Raw genomic sequence first — 22,043 nt, 5'->3', positions numbered from 1 at the left:
GATTTTTGCTCTTACTGAGCGCTGCGCCGGGCACTGCCTGGGCCGGCGCGGATGCCGGTTTTAGAGCGGTTTCGCCCACGTCCTGCGGGCGCGGCGCACAGTACGGAACGGCGGAAACATGGACATGTTGCACAACAATAACGAGCGGCTCATCCGCCTGCGGGACATCGACAAGCGTTACCACCACGCCGGCCAGGAGCTGAGCATCCTGCGCGGTGTCTCCCTTGAGGTGGCGCGTGGTGAGAGCTGCGCCATCCTCGGCAGCTCCGGGTCGGGCAAGAGCACCCTGCTCAACGTCCTCGGCCTGCTCGATCGGCCCAGCGCCGGCGACTACCACCTGGCCGGGCAGGACGTGCTGCGGGCCACGCCGGATCAGCTGGCGGCCCTGCGCAATCGCCTGATCGGCTTCGTCTTCCAGAGTTTCAACCTGCTGCCGCGCCTGAGCGCGCTGGACAACGTGGCGTTGCCCCTGGGCTACCGCGGCGTGCCCCTGGGCGAGTCCCGCGAGCGGGCGCGGGCGGTGCTGGAGCAGGTCGGCCTGGCCCAGCGCTCGGCCCATCGCCCGGCCGACCTGTCCGGCGGCCAGCGGCAGCGGGTGGCCATCGCCCGGGCGCTGGTGGGCGAGCCCTCGCTGATCCTGGCCGACGAGCCCACCGGCAACCTGGATACGGCCACCGCCGAGGACATCATGGCGCTGTTGCTCGCGCTCAACCGCGACCAGGGCGTGACCCTGGTGATCGTCACCCACGACCCCGGCATCGCCGAGCGCCTGGACCGCCAGGTGCGGGTGGTGCAGGGCTGCGTCAGCGAGGCGTTGCCGGCATGAGCGCCCACACCGGGTTCGCCTCGCCCTCACTGGGCCAGTTGCTGCACGAGGCCATCGGCAGCCTGCGCAACCTGGGGCGGCGTTCGCTGCTGGCGCTGCTGGGCATCGTCATGGGCAGCTGCTCGGTGATCGCGCTGCTCAACATCGGCAGCAACGCGGCCGACCAGGCCATGAGCGTGTTCAAGGAGATGGGCACCGAGACGGTGGTGGTGCAACTGCCCTCCGGTGCGCGGGGGCAGGACGGGCTGCCGCTGCGCCTCGACGTGGAGGCCTTGCGCCAGGCCGTGCCCGAGGTCGCCACCGCCAGCCCGGTGGTGCTCTACAGCGCGCCGGTGGTGTTCCACGGGCGCAGCGCCAACCTGGCGCTGGTGGGGGCCGGCGATGCGCTGGCGGATACCGCCGGGCTGCGCCTGGCGGAAGGGCGCACCCTGTCCGCCTTCGACCGGCGCGAGGCCTTCGTGGTGGTCGGCAGCCGCGCCGCCCAGGTACTGGGGGAGCCGGATGACCCGCTGCGGGTCGGCGACTGGCTGCGCATCGGCCACTACCAGTTCCAGGTGATCGGCCGGCTGCGGGCCCAGGGGGAGGGCGGGATCATCCCCTTCACCAGCAACGATTCGCTGTTCCTCACCGAAAGCGGGATGGCCCGGGTGAATGCCGACCCGCGCCTCGGCGCGCTGCTGGCCCGGGTTGCGCCCGGCCAGGCCGTGGCGCCAGTGGGCGAGCGGGTAGCGGCCTGGGTCAACGACCGCATCGCCGGGGAGGAGAAAGGCGCGCTGCAGGTGGCCGAGCAGATGATCGAGGCCATGCAGCAGCAGACCCGCACCTTCACCTACCTGCTGGGCGGGCTGGGGGCGATCTCCCTGGCCGGCGGCGGGGTGGGGGTGATGAACGTGATGCTGATGAACGTCAGCGAACGCCGCCGGGAGATCGGCGTACGCATGGCCCTGGGCGCGCGGCAGCGGGACATCCGCAACCTGTTCCTGCTGGAAGCGGTGACGCTGACCGCTGCCGGTGCACTCTCCGGTGCGCTGCTGGGCATCGCCGCCGCCTGGGGTTACGCCTGGCTATCCGGCTGGGCCTTCAGCCTGGCGGCCTCGGCGCTCCCGTTGGGGATGGGCAGCACGCTGCTGGTGGGGCTGTTCTTCGGCCTCTATCCGGCGGTGTCCGCTTCGCGTCTGCAGCCGGTCGAGGCCTTGCGCGATGCGTAAGGCCCTGCTGGCGTCGCTCCTGGCCATGGCGTTGCCTGCCCTGGGAGCGCCATGGAGCGAGCGGCTCTCGCCCTCCGCACCGAGCATGGCGGGGGAGAGCCGCGGCGTACTGCTGAGCGAGCAGGAGGCCGACCTCAGCCTGCTGGATGCCGTGGCCCTGGGCCTGCGCAACAACCGCAGCATCCAGAGCAGCTACCTGCGGCGTATCGCGCAGAAGTTCGATTTGCGGGTAGCGGAGGATGCCTTCTCGCCCAAGCTCTACATCAACGGCACCTACCGGGCCAACCGTAACCACCAGGACCGCTACCGCGATGGGCGCATCGGTCCCACTGCCACCATGCTCGGTGAGTTCGGAACCCAGGTCGCCCTGAGCTGGAGCCATGGCTACAACGAGGCTGACGTGGCTGGGCGGCGGCGCAACGATGGCGTCGACCTGACGCTCATCCAGCCGCTGCTGCGCAACGCCGGGCGCGAGGTGAACCGGGCGCCGGTGCGCATCGCCCAGCTCGGCGAGCAGGCCAATCGACTGGCGCTGAAGTCCAGCGTCTCGCAGACCATCACCGCCATCATCAGCGCCTACCGCAACCTGCTGCGGGCCCAGGAGCAGCTGCGCATCGCCCGTGCCGCACTGGAGCGCACCCGCGAGCTGGTCAAGGTCAACCGTTCGATGATCGAGGCCGGGCGCATGGCCGAATTCGAGATCGTGCAGACCGAAGCCGACCTGGCGACCCAGGAGCTGGGCGTGGAGGAGGCCGCCAACCAGGTGGACACCTCACGCCTGGAGCTGTTGCGCCTGCTGGCCCTGGACCTGTCCTCGCGCGTCCGCGCCAGCGACGAGCTGGGGGCCGAGCCCATGGAGGTGAACCGCGAACAGGCCCTGCGCCTGGCCGAGCAGCAGCAGCCGGATTACCTGCGCCAGCTGATCGCCCGGGAGCAGGCCGACCTCAATCTGGTGATCGCCGAGAACCAACGCTTGTGGGACGTGTCACTGGAGGTGGGGGGCAGCCAGCGCCAGGATCGCTACAGCTACCCCACCGCCAGCGGCTCCGACCGCTCCTGGGACAGCTACGCCGGCATCCGTGTGGACATCCCCATCGGCGACCTGTCGCGGCGCCAGGCGGAGGTGCAGGCGCGGGTCAACGTCGAGGACCAGGCCCTGCAGGTGGCCGATGCGCGGCAACTGCTGGAGCGCAACGTCACCGATGTGGTGCGCGACGTGGGCACCCGCTGGCGCCAGCTGGAGATCGCCAACCGCGCCCTGGCCCTGTCCCAGCGCAAGCTGGAGATCGAGCGGGAGAAGCTGGCGGCCGGGCGGTCCAGCAACTTCCAGGTGCTCAGTTTCGAGAACGACCTGCGCAATGCGGAAAACGCCCGCCTCAGCGCGATGCTGGCCTACCTGGAGGCGCAGACGCGCCTGGACCTGACCCTGGGCCTCACACTCGACCGATGGGACATTTCGCTCAATGACTACTGACCGTCGCGCCCTCATCCGCCGTGGGCTGTTCCTGATCCTGCCGCTGCTGCTGGTGGCCGGCCTGGCCTGGGGCCTGCGTGACGCCCCGGCGCGGGAGCCGGCAGGGCGCCAATGGGTAACGGTGCAGCTCGAGCCGCTGGAGCAGAGCGTGGGCCTGGTGGGGCGCATCGAGGCCGAGCGTACCCGGGTGCTGACTGCGCCCTTCGCCGGGCGGGTGGCCGAGCTGCCCGTGGCGCTCGGACAGCGGGTGAAGAGCGGCCAGTTGCTGCTGCGCATGGACACCGGCGAGACCGAGGTGCAGCAGCGCGAGGCCCTGGCCAGCCTGCTGCGTGCCCGGCGCACCCTGCAGGAGCTGGAGGACTGGGACAGCGGCGAGGAGATGACCCGCGCCCGGCGCACCCTGCGCAGTGCCGAACTGGCCCTGGCCAGCAGCGAGAAGAAGCTGGCCCAGACCCGCGCCCTCTATGAACGCGGCATCATCCCGCGCAACGAGCTGGAAGACCTGGAACAGCAGGCCCGCCTCCAGCGCCTCGACCGTGAGGCCGCCGAGCGCGACCTGGCCCGCTCGCGCAACCGGGGCAGCGGTGAGTACCTGCAGATCGCCCGGATGGAGCTGACCAACGCCGAAGCGCGCCACGGGGCCCTGCAGGCCTTGCTGGAAGCCCGGGAAGTACGCGCACCCTTCGCCGGCATCCTGGTCGCGCCGCCGGGCAGCGGCACCCCCGAGGACGCCACCCGAGGTCCGGTCCAGGCCGGTGCCACGGTGACCCAGGGGGCGCCGCTGTTCGGTGTGGCCGGCATCGAGCGGCTGCGCATCGTCGCGCGGGTCTCGGAGCTGGACGTGAACCAGCTGCGGGAAGGCTTGCCGGTGCGGGTGGAGGGCGACGGCTTCGAGGGCGAGGCGCTACAGGGCACGGTCAGCGTGGTCGGTGGGCAGGCGCTGGCGGGAAACGGGCAGGGCGGGGCCCAGTTCGAGGTGGTGGTGGCCGTCGCCGATCTCGACGAGGACCAACTGGCACGCGTGCGCCTGGGCATGAGTGCGCGCTTGTCGATCCAGGTCTACAGCAACCCGTCGGCCCTGGTGCTGCCGCCCCGTGCCCTGCGCAACGAGGACGGGCGCTGGTGGGTGGACTACCGTGCCACCCCCGAGGCTGCCGTGCAGCGCCTGCAGGTGCGCCCTGGGCGGGCCACCCGCGGCGGCATCGAAGTCTTCGACCTGCAACCCGGCCAGGTGGCTCTGGACGGCTGAGCCACAGCTGTCCGTAGCTGCCCCGTAGCCCGGGCTTCAGCCCGGGACATCGCGCCGCCCCTCCAACGTTCGGCTCAAACCGCGGCCTGTATCGCACCCCCCTGCAGCTCAGCAGACGAGAAAGATCGCCCAATAAAGGCGGCATAAGCCCACTTTTACCTTCCTGTTCCCGCCCGTCTCGCTGCCAATTCCCTCTCGACGCATTGCAGATCCACCGTCAGGGCCCATCTTCCAACCACCCGTTCGTGCGCCATTCTGGTGCGGTGTCCCCAATGGAAACACGCCCCCAGCCCAGACCTGACGGGGCGGTCAGCGCGTGCTCGGGAGAAAGTGTGTAGGAAGTTCCCGCCCGCACCGCTTCGCTGGGGCGCTCTAGGTCGAGGGGGACCCATCTTTTGCTAGGTATGAATCGCAGTTCACCAACCTAATCTCAGTTCCGGCGCAACGGCCTGGCAAAAGCCCCACACGAGTTGGGGTGCAACGCCTACGGAAAGACGCCAACAGCAACGAACCCTGGCGAATCGGTAACCACGATCGCTACGCATTGGAACGCAGCAGGGAGGTGGCAACGGATGCTCCACGTCTTCGCCCACTTGGGCCACGCACCTATCACCCGCCGGGAATCTGCCGCCCGGCTCTTTCGCGATGAAGCCTGGACAACTGCCGGCTTCGTCGTGCTCGCACCGCCTGCGAGGCGGTATCGGCAGCACCCTGTCCAGGGCCTCGGGGCCCGGATCAATCGACAGCAGTGAACGATGGGCCGCTCGATTTCGGGCGGCACGGTCAGCGCCTCGCCGGGGCGTGTGAAGGACGACAAGCGCAGCCAGGGATCGCTGCATTCTCGAGAGCCGACCTTCGCATTCACCGACGGGCCTGTGGAGCCTGGAGCGGGCAGTGTGCCACCGTTATGGACCCGAATACCCAGCCAGCAGCTGCGGGTCGACCACGGAAGGGTTCGCACCAGGTTTGAAAAGCGGTCATGGGATCAACAGGAAGGTCTGAGTGGTTCATTCCCAGGTGACCAAAACAACCATGCTTTGCTTATCAACCAAGGAACGAAAAACAATGAAAATGTCCAAAATCTCCGTTGCTACCGCTGCCCTGGCCCTCTGCATGGGCGCTTCCTCCGCCATGGCGGTGACCATCACCCCGACCAACACCGCCTTCTCTGCCAAGGGTGTTTCGGTGGTGAAACCGGGCTTCTTCAGCCCGGTCACCTGCAACGTGGAATTCATCGGTACGACCAACAACAACAACACCGCCACCATCAACAGCGTGAACATCACCGGCGGTGGTTTCTGCGGCGCTGCTAGTGCGTCGGGCCTGCCCTGGACCCTGACTGCCACCAGCACCACCACCGGCACCGTCAGCGGCGTCAAGTTCACCGTGGCTGGGATCAACTGCAGCTCCTCGCCGGTGACCGTGAGCGGGGCCTGGAGCAACTCCGCCAACACCCTGACCCTGACCCCGAACCAGCCGGTCGGCAGCTGCACCATCCAGAGCCTGTCGGTAAGCCCGAACCCGGCCTTCACCGTCCTGCCCTGATGGCACCGGCCCTTCCCCTTGTGGGAAGGGCCGTTTCCAGCGATCCGACCCCATAAGAACTGCGCGTACCCCGTACGCCCCGAGGCGACTGCTCCGAACGAACGCCGGCCGATGAGCGGTTGTACGTCGAATGACTCGGAAGTCCGCCATCGGATGCACCAGCGCACAACAATAAGAACCCAGGAGTTGTCATGAAGCCGTTTGTCCCGTCATCCCAACGTAACGCCCCCGTCCTGCGCCGCTCGCTGCTCAGCCTCGCCGTGGTCGGTGCCCTGCTCGGCGTCCAGCAGGCCGAGGCCGGTGCCTTCGCCGTGCCCACCTACGGCACTCCCGGTTGGGGCCGTGCCTTCGCCGGTGGCTCCCTGTGGCACAACGATCCTGCCGCTGCCTACAACAACCCGGCGGCCATGGCCTTTATTGATCGTCCAGTTGGGCAAGTGTCGGCGATCTACGCCGACATTGACCTGAAGTACAAAGGGCAAGCCTATGACAACCAGAATCAGCCTCGTGTCGATATCACTGACCCCGTGGCAGGTACCACCCAAGAACTGGGTGATGGCGGCAATGGAGGCTTCAGCAAATGGCTACCCACTCAGTTCCTGGTGATTCCTCTGGGTGACCGCTTTGCCTTCGGCCTGAGCCAAGTGGCCCCTATGGGCATGCGCAGCACCTGGGACAAGAATTTCAAGGGCAAGGACTTTGCCATGGATACCAAGATCGAGACTGCCGCATTGGCAGGCTCGCTCTCTTTCAAGATTGATGATCAGTGGGCCATCGGCGGTGGGGTGGTGGTCCAGCGTACCCAAGGTTTCGTCAGCCAAAACATCGACCTATACGCTGCTGCGGGTAGTCAGGCCGGGCTGACCAAGGCGCAGATGCGTGTCAAGGTCGATAACGTCTCGCCTGGCTGGTTCGCCAGTGTTGCCTGGAAACCAACAGTGCATGACACCCTTGGTCTTGCGTACCACGCCCGAATCAAGAACGAGTTAGACGGTAAATACAACTGGCACTTCAACGATGCTCCAGGCTTGGGAGGATTCGATTCTCCTTCCTTGATCGACAGTGGCGTCATCGGCCTTATCTACCCTGGACTGGACCTGAAAAGCGCCGGCGACCACGCCGAGTCCCGCATGGACATCCCCGCCATGGCGGTCTTCGACTGGGTGCACGACTTCAACGACAGCTTCAGCCTGGGTGCCAGCGTCACCTGGACCCAGTGGTCGTCCTTCGAGTCCCTCAAGCTCAAGTCCCACGGCAACCTGATCGTCGACATTCCCTACAACTACAAGGACACCTGGATGTACTCGCTGGGCGGTGACTACCGCTTCAACGACCAGTTGACCCTGCGGGCGGGCGTGGCGCTGGACCAGACGCCGACCCGCAACTCCACCCGCGATGCGCGCATCCCGGATGGCGACCGGACCTTCGTGTCCCTCGGCGGCAGCTACCGCTTCGGCTTCGACCCGAACCTCAGCGTGGACATGGCGTACTCCCGCCAGTTCGTCGACGAGGGCCGCCTGCGCACCGTCAACCAGCCGCGCCTCGGTGGCGGCCGCATGGACGGCAAGGTCGACGCCAAGGGCCAGGTCTTCAGCGTTTCGGCCACCTACCTGTTCTAAGTCGCGGTCCCCCCGCGTCATACCCCTCACGGCCCGGTTCCCGGGGCATCGGGCCGATCCGGAACAGTAAGTGGACGTTTGGGCAGGCCGATCACCCGTGTCCTCACCACGGGTGGGCCTGCCTTTTTTTACGTTCCGGGCTTCCCGTGCTGCAGCCGAAACCCGGCGGGGACGGACCCTCGCCTTCAGGGACGCTGCGGGTGCACCGACTGGCCGAACTGATTGCCCATGCGCACCGACGTCGCCGCTGGCGTGGCCAGGCCCATCTGGCCGGGCGCGCTGCGCTCCAGGGGTGAGCGCTGCATCGCGGCATTGCGCCGGGCGGCTTCTTCGCCCTCGGGGTTGGCCAACCTTTCGGTCAGGCATTCGTAGGACAGCGCCTTGTAGCCGTTGACTTCCACGTCCACGCAGCCGCCGTTGCGCGGGGCGTCGTCGGCCAGGGCCGGGACGGCGACCAGCAGGGCCAGGGTGCAGAACAGGGTACGCATGTGAACCTCCGGGAAAGGGGTATGGCAGCGACTCTACGCAAATCCCCGAGCCGCGCCAGCGATGGTTTTCTTGCAGGTTCCATCACACAAATGACATGAACGGCCGTCAGCATGACCCGCTAATCGGGACGACAGTGCCCGGATGTTCAGCGTGGGTCGTTCACCCTATGTCTAACCGGGTCATGGCCGGGTTTTGCCTGCTGGCGGCGTGCTGGATGCTGGTGGCCAGCACCCTGTGCCGGGCCGAGGCGCCGGAGCGCCAGGTGGACTTCGACATCCCGGCCCAGCCGTTGGCGGCGGCGCTGGATCGCTACGGCACCGCCACCGGCCTGGCCGTGCTGGTGGACCGGGAGCTGACACGGGGGCGTCGTTCGGCGCCGCTGAGGGGCCGCTATGGCCTTCGCCAGGGATTGGAGCGGCTGCTGGCCGGCACCGGGCTGATGGCACTGCACGCCGGGAACGAGGGGTTCACCCTGGCACCGGCCCGCCTGGCGTCGACGGCTGCGTCACGCACGGCCCAGGCCCCGCGCGGCGTCGGCAGCTTCGCCCGGGTGCTGCAGGCGGCCCTGGGCCGGGCGCTGTGCACCGAGCCGCTGACCCGGCCCGGCCACTACCGCGCTGCGCTGCAGCTGTGGATCGGACGGGGCGGGCGGGTCGAGCACAGCCGCCTGCTGGCCAGCACCGGTGACTTGATGCGGGATGCGGCGCTGGTGGAGCGCCTGAGGGACATGAGGACAGACAGGGCGCCGCCCTCGTCGCTGCCGCAGCCGATCACGGTGCTGGTGGTGCCGGAGTCGGCCGCCGGCATGGAGTGCGAAACGTGGATGAACGCGGCGGGAACATGAACGACAAGGCCCCCGGCCGGCTGCTGCGGGTCTTCCTGGCCTCGTACGAGCAGTTCCGGGTGCGCCTGCGTCGCCGCCTGGGGTCCGACGACCTGGCTGGCGACGTGCTCCACGAGACCTACCTGCGGGTCGGGCGCATGGACGAGCCCGAGGACCTGCAACGCCCCGACGCCTACCTCTACCGTATGGCGCTCAACGTGGCGGCCGACCGCCGCGCCCAGGACGCGCGATTGCTGACCGGTGCCGAGGTGCAGGTGCTGCTGGAAAGCGTCGAAGAGCCCCGCGACCCGGCAGCGATCGTCGGCGGCCAGGTGGAAATCCTCGCCCTGGTCGAGGCGCTGGCCGAACTCAGCCCGCGCCGCCGGCAGATCCTGGTGGCCTCGCGCATGGAAGAGATCCCGCACCAGGAGCTGGCCCGGCGCTTCAACATCTCCACCCGTACGGTCGAGAAGGAGCTGAAGGCCGCCCTGGCGCATTGCGCCGGCCGGCTGGAAAGAAAAGTGGTGCAGCGGTTCGGTCCCGGCGCCGGAAAACAGTCCTAGAAGCAGGCACGCGCCGAATCGATTACCCAACCCGAGTCCCCGCGCTTGAACGACGACCTCCAGCCCCTGACCGACCCCGACGGCCGCCACCCCCTGCGGGACGAAGCCCATGCCTGGTTGCTGCGCCTCACCTCGGGCGAAGCCACCGGGCGCGATGCCGAGGCCTTTCGCCAGTGGTGCGCGCGCAGCACCGCTCATGCAGCTGCGTTCCGCCAGGTCCATGGCCTGTGGCAGGCCCTGGGGCCGGCGGCCGAGCGCCTGGCCTCGCCAGCCGCGCCGGTGATTCCGCTGCCATCCCGTCGCATTGGTCGACGCGCTTTCCTCGGGGGCGCCATCGCGGCCTCGGTGGCGCTGGTCATGCTGCGGCCTGCCTTGCACGACCGGGGTGACTACAGCACCGCCGTGGGTGAGCAGCGCCGCATCGAAGCGGGCGAGGGGCTGGTGCTGGAGCTGAACACCGACACCCGCATCAAGCGGCAGGCGACGGGTGCCGGACGGGTAAACCTGGAGGTGCTCGAAGGCGAAGTGGACGTGCTGGCCCGCGTGCCGGTGCGGATCCTCGCTGCCGGCGGCACGGTGGACGCCCAGGGCGCGCGCTTCAACCTGCGCGCGCGGGAAGGGCAGGTGTGCGTCACCTGCCTGGCAGGCAACCTCTCACTGGTGCTGCAGGGCCATGCCCTGGTGCTCCCGGCGGGGCGCCAGCTGCGTTATGACCCGCAGCAGCGGGGCGAGCCGCAGCCCTTCGACGCGGAGCAGGTCACCGCCTGGCGACGGCAGATGCTGGTGTTCGACGACACCCCGCTGGCCGAGGTGATCAACGAGATCAACCGCTACCGACCCGGGATGATCCTGCTGCTCAATGCCCAGCTCGGCCAGCGCCGGGTGCAGGCCCGCTTCCGCCTCGATCAGTTGGCCCAGGTGGCGGGGTTGATCCGCGATGCCTACGGCGCCCGGGTGGCCGAGCTGCCGGGTGGGGTGTTGCTGGTCGGCTAGCGCTTCAGCGTGGCGTGAGCAGTGCCTTGATGTGCCCGTCCAGTTGCTTCTGCTGGCTGATCCGCTGGTCGGCCTCACGAAGGATGGCGACGGCAGCGGCTGTGGCCTCCGGTTGGTGGCGCAGTGACAGGCAGGTCACGTCCATCCAGATGCAGTCGCCATCGGCCTTGCGCACCTGGACGTAGCCGACTTTTTTCGTGCGAGGTCTCCCAGTAGGCATGCACTGCCGGCCATCTCCTCGGGTGAGGCCAGCAGCAGGCTGCAGTGGCGACCGAGCACCTCGTCCGGCCCATAGCCCAGCAACTCCAGCAGGGGTGGGTTGGCAGAAGCGATCAGGCCGTTGGCCTGGGTGTAGAGCAACGGCAGTTGCAGGCGCAGGGCGTCTGCCAACTGGGCATCCGGTGGGGTGGCTGGTTTGTTCGGGTCGTCCACGTCGTTCTCCCCTCGGGTGTGCTTGCAGGGCGCCTGGGCCCGGTTCAACGGGCCTGCAGGGTGCTTGTGAAGCGCTGGATGGTGTCGACCACCCGCTGGGCGCCGTCCTGGATGCTCTGGATGGCTCGGCCTGCTTCGTGGGCCAGTTGCACGCCCTGGTCCACCTTGTCGCAGCTCTCGCGCATGCTGCTGACGGCTTCCTGGGCCAGCTCATGGTTGCGCTTGACCACTTCGACGATCTCCTCGGTGGCCCGTGCGGTGCGGGCTGCGAGGTTGCGCACCTCGTCGGCCACCACCGCAAAGCCCCGGCCCTGTTCGCCGGCGCGCGCTGCTTCGATGGCGGCATTGAGGGCCAGCAGGTTGGTCTGGTCGGCGATGCCACGGATGGACTGCACGATGCTGTTGATCACGTCCGACTGCTGGCTCACCGCGCCGATGCGTTCGGCGGCATGGTTCAGTTCGCCGGCGATGCCCTGGACCAGCGCCACGGTGCGGTTCACCACCTCCGCACCGCCCTGGGCCTCGGCATCGGTCTGTCGCGCGGTGTCGTACGCCACATGGGCAGCTTCTGATTCGGCTTGCTGCTCCAGCACCTCGGCGGTGATGTCGGAGGCGAACTTGACGATCTTGTACAGCTTGCCCCGGGTGTCGAAGACCGGGTTGTAGCTGGCCTCCAGCCAGATGACTCCACCGTGGCGATTGCGCCGCTCGAAGCGACCGCTGACGTACTCCCCCCGGTTCAACCGCTGCCAGAACTGCTGGTAGGCCGGACTGCCGGACTCTTCATGGGAGCAGAAAATCCGATGGTGCTGGCCGACCACCTCCTGTTTGCGGTAGCCGGTAACGGCGAGGAAGTTTTCGTTGGCGGCGACCACCTCGCCAGCCGGGTTGAACTCGATGACCGCCATGGAGCGGTTGATGGCGTTGATGATCGCGTCCTCCTCGTGTTCATGCAGGAGGTTGGCGCTGATGTCGGTGGCCAGCTTGATCACCTTGGTGACCCGCCCTGTGGCGTCGCGCACCGGGTTGTAGGTGGCCTCCAGCCACACATCGCGCCCTTGCTTGTCCAGCCGCAGGAAGCGTTCGCGGATGAACTCGCCCTGGGCCAACCGCTCCCAGAAGCGCCGGTATTCGACGCTGTTAGCCAGTTCCGGCTCGCAGAACATGCGGTGGTGCCGGCCGACGATCTCGTCCAGGCGGTAGCCCATGGTGCGCAGGAAGTTGTCGTTGGCCTTGACGATGGTGCCGTCGGGCAGGAACTCGATGATGGCCTGGGAGCGGTCCAGCGCCTCGCGCAGGGCGGTGGCTTCAGCCAGGTCATCCTGGCACTGGGCAAGTTCGTTCTTGATGGCTGCACTGAACAGGATCATCTCGCTTCGCTCCAAGGTGGCGTCGGGTGTGCGGGTTCTAAACGCACGCCCGGATTCAAAAGGGCCCACCGGCACCGGCGACAGAGTGGGGAAGTCGCCGACGACGTGTCGATGGGCCGCGAACTCAGGGGCGGTCGCCCCTCAGGATGTAGGCCGGGATCTGCTCCAGGGGGATTTCCCGGTGCACCGCGTCCAGCTTGCGGGCTTCCTTGGGCATGCCGTAGACCACGCAGGTGGCTTCGTCCTGCCCGAGGGTGTAGGCCCCGGCCTCGTACATTTCCCGCAGCCCGCGGGCACCGTCGTCGCCCATGCCGGTCATGATGATGCCGGTGGCGTTGGCCCCCGCCGCGCGGGCGGCAGAGCGGAACAGCACGTCCACCGAAGGCTTGTGCCGGGACACCGGCGGGCCGTCGACGATGTCCACCACGTATTGCGCACCGTTGCGCTTGAGCAGCATGTGGCGGCCACCGGGAGCGATCAGCGCACGGCCGGGAATCACCCGGTCGCCATGGCGCGCCTCACGCACCTCGATCTGGCACAGGGCATCCAGTCTCGCGGCGAAGGCCGCGGTGAACTTCTCCGGCATGTGCTGGACGATGACGATACCCGGGCAGACCCGGGGCAGGGCGGTGAGCACCTGCTCCAGGGCCTGGGTGCCGCCGGTGGAGGTGCCCAGGGCGACGATGCGTTCGGTGGTGCGGGTCATGGCGGCCGGGCCGCCGGCCGGCAGGATGGCGTCGGCGGTGAGCTTGGGCGCCAGGGCGGGCGCAGGGGTCGATGCGCTGCCGGGCATGCGCTTGAGGCGGGCCTGCGATGCGGCCTTGATGGCGCTCACCAGTTCTTCGGTGGCTTCGACGAGGAACTGGCGCAGGTTGCCCTGGGGCTTGGTGACGATGGCCACGGCACCGGCGGCCAGGGCCTCCATGGTGGTGGCCGCGCCTTTCTCGGTCAGGGTCGAGCAGATCACCACCGGTGTGGGGTGCTCGGCCATCAGCTTCTTCAGGAAGGAGATGCCGTCCATGCGCGGCATCTCCACGTCCAGCACGATCACATCCGGCCAGTTGCGGTTCATCCGCTCCAGGGCGAAGAGCGGGTCGGCGGCTGCGCCGATCACCTCGATGCCACTGTGGCCGGACAGGCTGCCGGTCAGTACCTGTCTCACGACTGCGGAGTCGTCGACGATCATCACCTTGATCTTGTTCATGGCGAGCAGGCCTCGTAGCGCCGACTGGCAAGTTGTTGCGGATTGGGGTGGCGGAGCGCGATGTTGCCGCTCCACACGTCGAAGATCAGGTTGCGGTAGCCCTCGCCGCCCACATGGTGGGCGTGGCAGGTGAGGCCATGGGCGGCCAGCAGGGCCAGGCCGGCCTCGATGTTCTGCTGGCCGATGTGCCGGCGCTCGCGGGCGCCGAGCATGTTGCCGCCGCCGAACAGGCTGATGCGGTAGTCCGTGGCGCGGGTGCCGCTGTTGCGGATCTCCTGCAGCAGCTGGTGCAGGGCGGCATCGGCGTAGCGCCCGTCCGGTTCCACCCCGGGGTGGCGGCAGGCCGGCAGCATGTAGTGGCACATGCCTCCCAGGAGCGCCTCGCGGTGCCAGAGCACGATGGAGACGCAGGAGCCCAGCAGCGTGCGCAGGCGGGTGTAGCGGTCGCCGAAGTACAACTCGCCCGGCTGCAGGAACACCTCGATGACGCCCTTGGGCTTACGCATGGGGCCTCCGGTAGATCGAAGGGCGTACGGATTGCAGCTCTTCGCTGATGCCGTTGAGGCTTTCCGAATGGCTGACCAGGAAATAGCCCCCCGGTCGCAGGCGCGCGCACAGCCGTTGCACCACCTGGCGCTTGGTGTCGGCGTCGAAGTAGATCATCACGTTGCGCAGGAAAATCACGTCGAACACGCCCACGTCCGGCAGCGTGTTGTTGAGGTTGATCTGGCGGAACTGCACACGGCGCTTGAGGGCCGGGTCCAGGGTGAACAGCCCCTCGTTGCTGCCGGTGCCCCGCAGGCAGAAGCGCTGGCGCAGGTTGCCGGGGATGCCTTCGGCGTCCTCCAGCGGGTAGAGCCCGGCCCGGGCCTTGTCGAGGATGCGCGTGCTGATGTCCGAGGCGAGGATCTCCCAGGGGCGGCTTGCAACGGCATCGGCCAGCAGCAGGGCCAGGGTGTAGGGCTCCTCGCCGCTGGAGCAGGCAGCGCTCCAGATGCGCAGCGGGCCGCTGCCGCTGCGCAGCTCGGTGCCCAGCTTCTCGCGCAGGAACTCGAAGTGCTTGGGCTCGCGGAAGAAGTAGGTCTCGTTGGTGGTGAGGAGGTCGACGGCGATCTGCAGCTCCTCCTTGTCCTTCATCAGCAACTGGTAGTAGTCGCCGTAGCTGCCCAGGCCGAAATGGCGCAGGCGCTTGTTCAGCCGGCCGGCGATGAGCTGGCGCTTGGCCTCCGACATGGCGATGCCGGCGATCTCGTGGATCATTCCGCGGAACTGCTGGAACTCGCGGTTGGAGAGGCTGAGATCGGTCATGGCGGGCTCCTGTTCAGGCCGACTGTTGCAGGTCACTGGCGTTGCCGACGTCGGCCAGGCGTTGCAGATCATCCAGGGACAGCGCCTGGCCGATGTTCAACAGCACCACCAGGTGGCCGTCGAGCTTGGCCATGCCGTGGATGAAATCGGTGCGGATGCGGGCACCGAAGCGGGGGGCCGGCTCAATGTCCTGGGCGGCGATCTCGATCACGGCGTTAACCGCTTCGACGACGATGCCCATCACCTGGCGCAGCTCATCACGCTCCACTTCCAGGATGACGATGCAGCTGCGGCGGCCGATGACGGTCTGACCGGCGCCGAAGCGCTGGCGCAGGTCCATGATCGGGACGACCCCACCGCGCAGGTTGATCACCCCCAGCACGCAGGACGGCATCATCGGCACCGGGGTCAGGTGGCCGTACTCGATGATCTCGCGGACGCTGCGGGTGCCGACGGCGAACACTTCGTCGGCCAGGGTGAAGGTCAGGTACTGCTGGGGCGCATCCGGCTGGGTAGCGTCGCCGGGGCGGCTGAAGAAGCTGGACATGCTTCGCTCCTGGGGGCACCGGTGGGTGCCCCGGTCACGGTATCGAGAGGTCGGTTCAGTGCTGGAAGCGGACGAAGCCAGCCGGTACCGCGTCGTCGAAGTCACTGTCGCTTTCGTCAACGACCGGGCGGGAGACCTTGCGCGCCGCACTCGCCTTGCCCTTGGCACCGGCATCACGGCCGCCCTTGCCACCGTTGTTGACCTTGAAGAAGTCCATCAGCTGTTGCAGCTGCTCGGCCTGGCCGCTCATTTCTTCGGCGGTGGCGGCCAGCTCCTCGGCGGAGGAGGCGGACTGCTGGGTGATCTCGCTGAGCTGGCTCATCGCTGTGTTGATCTGGCTGACGCCGGTGGTCTGCTCTTCCGAGGCGGCGGCGATCTCCTGCACCAGGTCGGAGGTCTTGGCGATGGAGGGCACCATCTGGTCCAGCAGGGTGCCGGCGCGTTCGGCCAGGGAGACGCTGCTCTTGGCCACTTCGCTGATCTCCTGGGCGGCCACCTGGCTGCGTTCGGCCAGCTTGCGCACCTCGGCGGCCACTACCGCGAAGCCCTTGCCGTGTTCACCGGCCCGTGCGGCCTCGATGGCGGCGTTGAGCGCCAGCAGGTTGGTCTGGTAGGCGATGTCGTCGACGATGCTGATCTTCTCGGCGATGGTCTTCATGGCCGACACGGTGTCGCGCACGGCCTGGCCACCTTCGTTGGCCTCGCGGGCGGCCTTGCCGGCCATGCCGTCGGTGACCTTGGCGTTCTCGGTGTTCTGGGCGATGGAGGCGGACATCTGCTCCATCGAGGCACTGGTTTCTTCCACCGAAGCCGCTTGTTCCGAGGCACCTTGGCTCATGCTCTGGGCGGTGGCGGAGATTTCCTCCGAGGCGCTGCTGAGGGAGTCGGCGTTGCTGCGCACCTCACCGATGATCTGGCCGAGCTTCTCCACCATGGTCTTGATTGCGGCGAGCATGCTGCTGGTATCGCCAGGCTTGGTGTCCACGGTGGTGGTCAGGTCGCCGGCGGCGATGCGGCTGACCACATCGGCGGCGTAGGCCGGTTCGCCACCCAGCTGGCGCAGCAGGTTGCGGGTGATCAGGCCGCCTATCAGCCCGATCACGATCAGGGTGATGACGGACACGGTGATGGAGATCAGCGTGGCCTGCTGGCGAGTGGCCTCGGCGCTGAGACCCGCGTCATTGGCCATCTTCACGTTGTAGTCGCGGTGCTTGTTCAGTGTGTCTCGCAGCGGATTGATGACGTTCAGGGTCAGGTGGATCATCCCGTCACGGGCTTGCTCGTTCTGGTTGGTACGCGACAGCACCAGGACCGCCTCGGCGCCTTGCAGGAACTCGCTGATGCCCTTGCGATCAGCGTCCAGCAGTTGCCGGTCCTCATCATCGGCGAGCAACTTGGCGTAGTCGTCGATGGCGACCTGGATGTCATCGCGGTTGGTTTTGATGGTGGCGTCGATCTCCGCCATGGTCTTGTCGTCAGTGGTGAGGATGTGGGTGTAGACCAGTTGGACCTGGGTGTTGACCGCATTACGCAGCTTGTTCAAGGCCACGATGCTCGGGACCGAGTTGACGTTGGCGAAGTTGGCTGCGGTGTAGACCTGGTTCATCTGCTGGTAGGCGATCCCGGAGAGCAGGATGATGCCGAGCAGGGCGGACATCACCAGGAGGATCATTTTTTTGCTGATGGTCATTTTCAGGACTCCTGTGCGCGTCTGCGCAATCAGACGAGGGACAGTCGGGGGGTGTTGCGCTGGCCGGCCAGGGCGGCGATCTGGTCGACGTTCAGCACCTGCTCCATGCGCAGCAGGGTGAGAAAGCGTTCGTCCACACGGGCGAGGTCTTCGATGTATTCCGGGGGTACGCGGCTGCCGAAGGCCGGGGCCTGGCGCAGGGCGGGCGGCTCGATCTCGGCGACGGCGGTGACGGCATCCACCAGGGCGCCCATCAACTGGGCCTCTTCGCCGTCCTGCAGTTCGATGATGACGATGCAGGTGCGCGGGCCCAGCTCGGTGCTGCCGAGGCCGAAGCGCTCGGCGAGGTCGATGATCGGCACCACGGCGCCGCGCAAGTTGATCACCCCGCGCACCAGCGGCGGCATCATCGGCACCTGGGTGATGGCGTGGAATTCGAGGATCTCCCGCACGTAGCGGGTGGCGACGCCGAACAGGTCACGGCCGACCCGGAAGGTCAGGTACTGGCGCTGTTCGTCGTCGACGAATTCCGGCAGGGGCAGGCTGGCGGTACTCATTGCAGGCTACTCCGTTGGCTGAGGGCGGCGCCGCTGGCGCCAGGGCGGCCAGGCTGCGCGAACTGGGCGAGCAGGCCGGGGATGTCGAGGATCAGCGCCACCGCGCCGCTGCCGAGGATGGTGAAGCCGGAGAGCGACGGGACCTGGCCGAAGACCTTGCCGAGCGGCTTGATGACGGTCTGGAACTCACCGTGGAGCTGGTCCACCACCAGGCCGGCGCGGACCCCGGCGTAGCTGACCACCACCACGTTCTCCCGGCGGGGCCGCAGGCTGGCTTCCTCGAACAGGTTGCGCAGGCGGATGAAGGGCAGCACGTCGCCGCGCAGGTCCAGCTGGTCGAGGTCGTCCAGCTCGCTGCTGGGCAGCTCGATGCATTCCTCCACCATGTCCAGGGGCACCACGTAGCTGGAGCTGCCGACGCCGATCAGGAAGCCGTCGATGATGGCCAGGGTCAGCGGCAGGCGGATGCGTACGCAGGTGCCGGCGCCCAGTTGGCTGTCCAGCTCCACCGTGCCGCGCAGGGCGGTGATGTTGCGCTTGACCACGTCCATGCCGACGCCGCGGCCGGAGAGGTTGCTGATCTGGTCGGCGGTGGAGAAGCCGGGCTCGAAGATCAGGTTGAAGGTGTCCTTGTCCGAGAGCTGCTGGCCTTCGGTGATCAGGCCGCGCTGCACGGCCTTGGCGAGGATCTTCTGCGGGTTGAGGCCGCCGCCGTCGTCGCTCACTTCGATGACGATGCCGCCGGCCTCGTGGTAGGCGTTCAGGCGCACCACGCCCTGCAGGGGCTTGCCGCTGGCGCGACGCTGCTCGGCCGGCTCGATGCCGTGGTCCATGGCGTTGCGCACCAGGTGGGTGAGGGGGTCGCCGATCTTCTCCACCACCGTCTTGTCCAGCTCGGTGTCACCGCCGCTGATGTGCAGGACGATGTCCTTGCCCAGCTCCTTGGAGACGTCGCGCACCACCCGCTGGAAGCGGTTGAAGGTGGCGCCGATCTGCACCATGCGCAGGGTCAGGGCGGAGTCGCGGACTTCCTCCACCAGGCGCGAGAGGGTCTCGGCGGACTCGCTCATGTTCACCAGGCCGCAGCCCTGGGCGAGCATGCGGGTGTTGGCGCCGGCGATGATCAGCTCGCCCACCAGGTTGATCAGCTGGTCCAGCTTGCCGGCGTCGACGCGGATCAGGTTGGCGTCGCCGCTGGCGCGGGCGGTTTCCTTGAGGGCCTTGCCGACGGCGGCGGTCTCGCCCGGTTCGGCGGCTGCGGCCGGTGCCTCGGGGCTGGAATCGGCCTGGGCGTCGTTGGCCTGCGGGGCATCGAGGCTGGCCAGTTCGGCTTCGCTGAGGGTGCCGCAACGCAGCAGGCGCTGGCGTTGGGCCTCGCCTTCATCGGTCTGCTCGGCCAGCAGCTCGGCGTAGCGGGCAAGGGGCGCGCCTGGCGGCAGGATGCGGATGCGGCCCTCTGCGCGGACGAAGTCGAAGGCGCCTTCGATCACCGCCTGGTCGGCCTCGGTGGTGAAGGCCACTTCCAGGCCCAGGTAGCAGGCTTCGGGATCGAGGGCCTCGAAGCTGGGCAGGTGGTCGAGCACCGGTTCGATGTGCAGCAGGTCGCCGAAGGTGACGAGGTAGCGCAGGAAGGACACCGGGTCCATGCCGTCGCGCAGGCTGTCGGCGCCGAAGCGCAGGGATAGGTGCCAGTGCTGGCTGGCGACGCCATCGCGGGGGGCGGCTGCGCATTCGGAAGGCGTTTCGGCGGTGGCGGCCGGGGTGCTGTTCAGGTACTGGCTGAGGCGTTGCACCAGTTCGGCTTCGTGGATGCCCATCACCTCCGGCAGCTCGGCCAGGTCGCGGCCCTCGGCGAGGTGGTTGACCAGGCCGGCCAGGTGGTCGCCCACCAGCAGCATCAAGGCGCTGAGGTCGGCGCTGAACGGCAGCTCGCCGGCGCGGACGCGGTCCAGCACGCTCTCGGCCACGTGGGTGAAGGCGACGATGGAGTCGAAGCCGAACAGCCCGGAGGAGCCCTTGATGGTGTGGGCGGCGCGGAAGATGGCGTTGATCAGTTCGGGGTCTTCCGGGGATTGCTCGATCTGCAGCAGGGCGTCTTCCATCTGCTGCAGCAGTTCCCGGCTTTCGGCGATGAAGGTGCCGATCACGCTGTCGAGGTTCATCAGTGCAGCCCTCCGATGGGGAGCAGGTCACGCAGGCCGCTCAGTTGCAGGATCTCGGTCATGGCCGGGCTGGCCCCTTCGAGGCTGAGGTTGACGTGTTGGCGCCGAGCCTCCTGGCAGGCCGCCAGCAGCAGCTGCAGGCCGGCGCAATCCACTTCCTCGATGGCGCTGAGGTCCAGGTGCAGGGCCACAGCGCCTTGCAGGGCGTTGGCCAGCAGCAGCTTGGTGTCGGCGGCGGTGTAGATGGTCAGCGCGCTGTCCAGGGCCAGGCGGCGGCTGCCATCGGGGGATTCCAGGGTGCTCATGGCAGTCTCCCGATCACGGCAGGATCAGCTTGGAAACGGCCGTCAGCATCTGGGCCGGCTGGAAGGGCTTGACCACCCAGGCCTTGGCCCCGGCGGCTTGGCCTTCGGACTTCATGGCATCGCCGGCCTCGGTGGTGAGCATGATCACGGGGGTGAACTTGTAGGCCGCCAGCTGCTTGACGTTCTTCAGGAAGGTGAGGCCGTCCATGTTCGGCATGTTCACGTCGCTGATGATCAGGTGGACCTTGCGGCCGTCCAGCTTGGTCAGCGCGTCCTTGCCGTCGACGCCTTCGAGCACGTCGTAGCCGGCGTTTTTCAAGGTCATGCCCACCACCTGGCGGATGGAGGCGGAGTCGTCGACGATGAGAATGGTCTTGGCCATGATCGGTCCTCAGAAGAAGGTGATGTCGGAAGCGGAGTCGCTGGCGCCACTGGTGGTGCTCTGGCTGCTCTTGCGGCCTTGGTGGATGGCGTGCTGTTCGGGGGTGGTGTAGGTGCGGGAGAGCTCGTCGAGCCAGGAGCGGGCGTCCACGTGGCGGGCGTCGTCCTCCTCCAGGTGCTGGGCCAGGCGGCTGATGTCATCGCGCATGTGGCCGAGCATCTGGCTGACCCGGTCCTGGAACTGCAGGGCCACCAGCACCTCGGAGATTTCCTCGCCGACCACGGCGTTGTCGTTGCGCAGGGCGTTGCCCTGTTCCACCAGGCGGGTGGCGCCGGAGCGGAACTGGGCGATCACCTGGCGGATCACCTGGCTGGCGTTCTCCAGGGTTCCGGCGTCGCGGGTGGCGTGTTCGTTGGAGACCTGCAGGGTGCGCTCGATGGCGCCACTGACGGTCTCGATGGTGTCGCCGATGCGCTTGCCGGTTTCCTCGGAGAGGGTGGAGAGCTTGCGCACTTCGTCGGCGACCACGGCGAAGCCGCGTCCGGCTTCACCGGCGCGGGCAGCTTCGATGGCGGCGTTGAGGGCCAGCAGGTTGGTCTGCTTGGCCACGTCGCCCACTTCCTTGGCCATGGTGCGCAGCTGGGCGGTGTAGCTGTTCAGCCGCTCCACCTCCTGCAGCAGGCTCTCCTTGCTGGAGAGCGCCAGGCGCAGCTGGCTGACGATGTCTTCCAGCTCCACTTCGCTCTGGGCCAGCAGGGTGACCAGGGCATCGCTGTCGGCCTGCATGCCGCTGGAGACGGCGTCGCTGATACGCCCGGCGAGGCGGGCGAAGCGCTCGGCGAGGGCTTCGATGGCGGTCTGGGTCTGGTGGCGGGCGGATTCGATCTGGGCCGACCAGATGGGGGCGATGCGAGTGCACAGCTCCGGCAGCCCCTGTACATGGCGCTCGGCCTCCTGGCGGGCACCTTCGGCCAGGGCCTCGTCATGGGTGCGGTGCAGGGCCTGCTGGTGGGCGCCGTCACGCTGGGCGATGACGACCCACAGCAGCAGCGTGGGCGCCACGGCCGCCAGGGCCCAGGCCGGGGAGGGGAACTGGCTGGCCGTCCAGAACAGCACCGCGCAACCGGCACCGCAGAGTGCGATGGGCAGCCAGGGGACGCTGGAAGTAGGGTTCGGGCTCGTCACGGTCGCGCTCCTTGAGGACACGGGGCCCGCAGCGGCGATGCGTTGCGGGGTTGTGTCCAGCATGGGCGCGGGGCGTGATCGGCCCTATCGTCCTATCCCGGTGATGGCCTCG

At 67.8% G+C, this 22,043-nt stretch carries 23 protein-coding genes; 9 read left to right on the top strand and 14 right to left on the bottom strand.

Annotated features, from left to right (window positions below):
* The first annotated feature begins 124 nt into the window (after positions 1–124).
* The 6 genes from PotMrB4_RS15055 to PotMrB4_RS15030 all read left to right on the top strand — a co-directional run bounded on the left by PotMrB4_RS15055 (position 125) and on the right by PotMrB4_RS15030 (position 7,921).
* Positions 125–826 carry an ABC transporter ATP-binding protein gene (locus PotMrB4_RS15055; RefSeq protein ID WP_172433780.1) on the top strand — a complete coding sequence of 234 codons (702 nt, stop codon included), beginning with the start codon at positions 125–127 and terminating at the stop codon, positions 824–826.
* Entirely contained in the window at positions 823–2,034 is a 1,212-nt protein-coding gene (locus PotMrB4_RS15050; RefSeq protein WP_172433779.1) for an ABC transporter permease, read from the top strand. The genes PotMrB4_RS15055 and PotMrB4_RS15050 overlap by 4 nt, the downstream gene beginning before the upstream one ends.
* Positions 2,027–3,508: a TolC family protein gene (locus tag PotMrB4_RS15045; RefSeq protein WP_172433778.1), complete on the top strand. Its 1,482-nt coding sequence runs from the start codon at positions 2,027–2,029 to the stop codon at positions 3,506–3,508. Before PotMrB4_RS15050 ends, PotMrB4_RS15045 begins: the two co-directional genes overlap by 8 nt.
* Positions 3,498–4,757 (top strand): efflux RND transporter periplasmic adaptor subunit, encoded by a 1,260-nt coding sequence (locus tag PotMrB4_RS15040; RefSeq protein ID WP_172433777.1) that lies wholly within the window; start codon positions 3,498–3,500, stop codon positions 4,755–4,757. The genes PotMrB4_RS15045 and PotMrB4_RS15040 overlap by 11 nt, the downstream gene beginning before the upstream one ends.
* Positions 4,758–5,822: 1,065 nt before the next feature.
* A complete protein-coding gene (gene praB, locus PotMrB4_RS15035) occupies positions 5,823–6,302 on the top strand; it encodes an alkane oxidation protein activator PraB (RefSeq protein ID WP_172433776.1) in 480 nt (159 codons plus the stop codon).
* A gap of 191 nt (positions 6,303–6,493) precedes the next feature.
* On the top strand, positions 6,494–7,921 hold the full coding sequence (locus PotMrB4_RS15030; RefSeq protein ID WP_172433775.1) for an outer membrane protein transport protein: 1,428 nt from the start codon (positions 6,494–6,496) through the stop codon (positions 7,919–7,921).
* A 185-nt stretch (positions 7,922–8,106) separates the two neighbouring features.
* Here the strand turns inward: PotMrB4_RS15030 and PotMrB4_RS15025 are convergent, their stop codons facing one another.
* A complete protein-coding gene (locus PotMrB4_RS15025; RefSeq protein ID WP_107329774.1) occupies positions 8,107–8,409 on the bottom strand; it encodes a hypothetical protein in 303 nt (100 codons plus the stop codon).
* Between the two features lie 182 nt (positions 8,410–8,591).
* Between PotMrB4_RS15025 and PotMrB4_RS15020 the strand changes: the two genes are divergently transcribed.
* The 3 genes from PotMrB4_RS15020 to PotMrB4_RS15010 are packed head-to-tail and all read left to right on the top strand — an operon-like array spanning position 8,592 to position 10,789.
* Entirely contained in the window at positions 8,592–9,254 is a 663-nt protein-coding gene (locus PotMrB4_RS15020) for a TonB-dependent outer membrane receptor (RefSeq protein ID WP_232060709.1), read from the top strand.
* Positions 9,251–9,796, top strand: a complete 546-nt coding sequence (locus tag PotMrB4_RS15015) for an RNA polymerase sigma factor (RefSeq protein WP_172433774.1) — start codon at positions 9,251–9,253, stop codon at positions 9,794–9,796. Before PotMrB4_RS15020 ends, PotMrB4_RS15015 begins: the two co-directional genes overlap by 4 nt.
* A gap of 45 nt (positions 9,797–9,841) precedes the next feature.
* Positions 9,842–10,789, top strand: coding sequence for a FecR family protein (locus PotMrB4_RS15010; protein ID WP_232060708.1), 948 nt, complete (start codon positions 9,842–9,844; stop codon positions 10,787–10,789).
* Positions 10,790–10,793: 4 nt separating this feature from the next.
* Here PotMrB4_RS15010 and PotMrB4_RS28405 read toward each other — a convergent pair whose 3' ends face one another.
* The 13 genes from PotMrB4_RS28405 to PotMrB4_RS14950 form a co-directional block, all read right to left on the bottom strand.
* Positions 10,794–10,928, bottom strand: a complete 135-nt coding sequence (locus PotMrB4_RS28405) for a hypothetical protein (RefSeq protein ID WP_269473685.1) — start codon at positions 10,926–10,928, stop codon at positions 10,794–10,796.
* Positions 10,925–11,221, bottom strand: a complete 297-nt coding sequence (locus PotMrB4_RS15005) for a PAS domain-containing protein (protein ID WP_172433773.1) — start codon at positions 11,219–11,221, stop codon at positions 10,925–10,927. The genes PotMrB4_RS28405 and PotMrB4_RS15005 overlap by 4 nt, the downstream gene beginning before the upstream one ends.
* 44 nt (positions 11,222–11,265) lie before the next feature.
* On the bottom strand, positions 11,266–12,585 hold the full coding sequence (locus tag PotMrB4_RS28400; protein WP_044404820.1) for a methyl-accepting chemotaxis protein: 1,320 nt from the start codon (positions 12,583–12,585) through the stop codon (positions 11,266–11,268).
* A gap of 130 nt (positions 12,586–12,715) precedes the next feature.
* A complete protein-coding gene (locus PotMrB4_RS14995; protein WP_172433772.1) occupies positions 12,716–13,795 on the bottom strand; it encodes a protein-glutamate methylesterase/protein-glutamine glutaminase in 1,080 nt (359 codons plus the stop codon).
* Positions 13,792–14,301 carry a chemotaxis protein CheD gene (locus PotMrB4_RS14990; RefSeq protein ID WP_172433771.1) on the bottom strand — a complete coding sequence of 170 codons (510 nt, stop codon included), beginning with the start codon at positions 14,299–14,301 and terminating at the stop codon, positions 13,792–13,794. The genes PotMrB4_RS14995 and PotMrB4_RS14990 overlap by 4 nt, the downstream gene beginning before the upstream one ends.
* A complete protein-coding gene (locus tag PotMrB4_RS14985; protein WP_142008907.1) occupies positions 14,294–15,103 on the bottom strand; it encodes a CheR family methyltransferase in 810 nt (269 codons plus the stop codon). The genes PotMrB4_RS14990 and PotMrB4_RS14985 overlap by 8 nt, the downstream gene beginning before the upstream one ends.
* 13 nt (positions 15,104–15,116) lie before the next feature.
* Positions 15,117–15,650: a chemotaxis protein CheW gene (locus tag PotMrB4_RS14980; RefSeq protein ID WP_074971790.1), complete on the bottom strand. Its 534-nt coding sequence runs from the start codon at positions 15,648–15,650 to the stop codon at positions 15,117–15,119.
* Positions 15,651–15,705: 55 nt separating this feature from the next.
* Positions 15,706–17,340: a methyl-accepting chemotaxis protein gene (locus tag PotMrB4_RS14975; protein ID WP_172433770.1), complete on the bottom strand. Its 1,635-nt coding sequence runs from the start codon at positions 17,338–17,340 to the stop codon at positions 15,706–15,708.
* Positions 17,341–17,369: 29 nt separating this feature from the next.
* Entirely contained in the window at positions 17,370–17,897 is a 528-nt protein-coding gene (locus tag PotMrB4_RS14970; protein ID WP_044404618.1) for a chemotaxis protein CheW, read from the bottom strand.
* On the bottom strand, positions 17,894–20,059 hold the full coding sequence (locus PotMrB4_RS14965; RefSeq protein WP_172433769.1) for a chemotaxis protein CheA: 2,166 nt from the start codon (positions 20,057–20,059) through the stop codon (positions 17,894–17,896). The genes PotMrB4_RS14970 and PotMrB4_RS14965 overlap by 4 nt, the downstream gene beginning before the upstream one ends.
* The gene (locus tag PotMrB4_RS14960) at positions 20,059–20,364 is read right to left on the bottom strand and encodes an STAS domain-containing protein (RefSeq protein ID WP_044404612.1); all 306 of its coding nucleotides are present in this window, start codon (positions 20,362–20,364) and stop codon (positions 20,059–20,061) included. Before PotMrB4_RS14960 ends, PotMrB4_RS14965 begins: the two co-directional genes overlap by 1 nt.
* A 13-nt stretch (positions 20,365–20,377) precedes the next feature.
* The gene (locus PotMrB4_RS14955) at positions 20,378–20,746 is read right to left on the bottom strand and encodes a response regulator (RefSeq protein ID WP_069560726.1); all 369 of its coding nucleotides are present in this window, start codon (positions 20,744–20,746) and stop codon (positions 20,378–20,380) included.
* 9 nt (positions 20,747–20,755) lie between these two features.
* Complete coding sequence (locus PotMrB4_RS14950) at positions 20,756–21,931, bottom strand: methyl-accepting chemotaxis protein (RefSeq protein WP_232060707.1); 1,176 nt, start codon at positions 21,929–21,931, stop codon at positions 20,756–20,758.
* Positions 21,932–22,043 lie beyond the last annotated feature (112 nt).

The sequence above is a fragment of the Metapseudomonas otitidis genome, from assembly GCF_011397855.1.
GTDB classification, from domain to species: Bacteria; Pseudomonadota; Gammaproteobacteria; order Pseudomonadales; family Pseudomonadaceae; genus Metapseudomonas; species Metapseudomonas otitidis.
This window is presented reverse-complemented; position numbering and strand designations above follow the sequence as displayed.